The following is a 342-nucleotide window of genomic DNA, read 5'->3' on the forward strand; positions in this document are numbered from 1 at the left end:
GCTCAGTTATAATACCACTGGGAGTTATGCTTGTCAACCATAAATTTCAATTTTTTTAGATTTTCCTGGAAGTTTATTTTTATAGGACAATGTTTTATTCTTATTTGTAATTTTTAGGATTATCTTTATTGTTGTTTATTGTGTTGTTTTTTATAATAAGACTCTTCGCTGTATGGCGCTACGCCGGTCGCATTTTCAATGCGGTAAGTGCGAGGGAAGGCGATCTCAGAGTTCCGCAGCCCGAAGGCCCTCCCCCTCAACCTGTCCGAAAACCTTATTTTTAGGCATAAATTTAGCCCCTTTCCTTCATCTGTGACATTGAAAACTGAATAAAATACACAG

At 37.4% G+C, this 342-nt stretch carries 1 protein-coding gene; it reads right to left on the reverse strand.

Going from position 1 to position 342, the window contains the following annotated elements; all coding sequences use genetic code 11:
• Nucleotides 1-125: 125 nt before the first annotated feature.
• A partial coding sequence (locus ACTNDQ_RS15495; RefSeq protein WP_441065007.1) for a hypothetical protein occupies nucleotides 126-342 on the reverse strand: 217 nt, incomplete at its 5' end.

Source organism: Blautia massiliensis (ex Liu et al. 2021) (assembly GCF_052064225.1).
Classification (GTDB): Bacteria; Bacillota; Clostridia; order Lachnospirales; family Lachnospiraceae; genus Blautia_A; species Blautia_A fusiformis.